The sequence below is a fragment of the Microbispora hainanensis genome (assembly GCF_006874475.1).
Lineage (GTDB): Bacteria > Actinomycetota > Actinomycetes > Streptosporangiales > Streptosporangiaceae > Microbispora > Microbispora hainanensis.
Genome location: NZ_VIRM01000198.1, coordinates 1 through 488, shown reverse-complemented (window position 1 = coordinate 488; position 488 = coordinate 1). Strand labels below are relative to the sequence as shown.

The following is a 488-nucleotide window of genomic DNA, read 5'->3' as shown; positions in this document are numbered from 1 at the left end:
GGCGAGCCGTTCCCGCACCCGATCTCGGTGGGCTACATCTACATCCTGAAGCTGCTGCACCTGGTCGACGACAAGATCCACGCTCGGTCGACCGGTCCGTACTCGATGATCACCCAGCAGCCGCTGGGTGGTAAGGCGCAGTTCGGCGGCCAGCGCTTCGGTGAGATGGAGGTGTGGGCCCTGGAGGCGTACGGCGCCGCCTACGCGCTGCAGGAGCTGCTGACGATCAAGTCCGACGACGTCCTGGGCCGGGTGAAGGTCTACGAGGCCATCGTCAAGGGCGAGAACATCCCCGAGGCGGGCATTCCCGAGTCCTTCAAGGTCCTCATCAAGGAGATGCAGTCGCTCTGTCTGAACGTCGAGGTTCTCTCCAGCGACGGCATGTCGATCGAGATGAGGGACACCGACGAGGACGTCTTCCGCGCGGCGGAGGAGCTCGGCATCGACCTGTCCCGGCGTCCCCACGAGGGCGCGATGACCGTCGACGA

The 488-nt window shown here is 65.2% G+C and carries 1 protein-coding gene; it reads left to right on the top strand.

Translation table 11 applies throughout. The features are described from left to right. A partial coding sequence (locus FLX08_RS40140; protein ID WP_482809802.1) for a DNA-directed RNA polymerase subunit beta occupies nt 1–488 on the top strand: 488 nt, incomplete at both ends.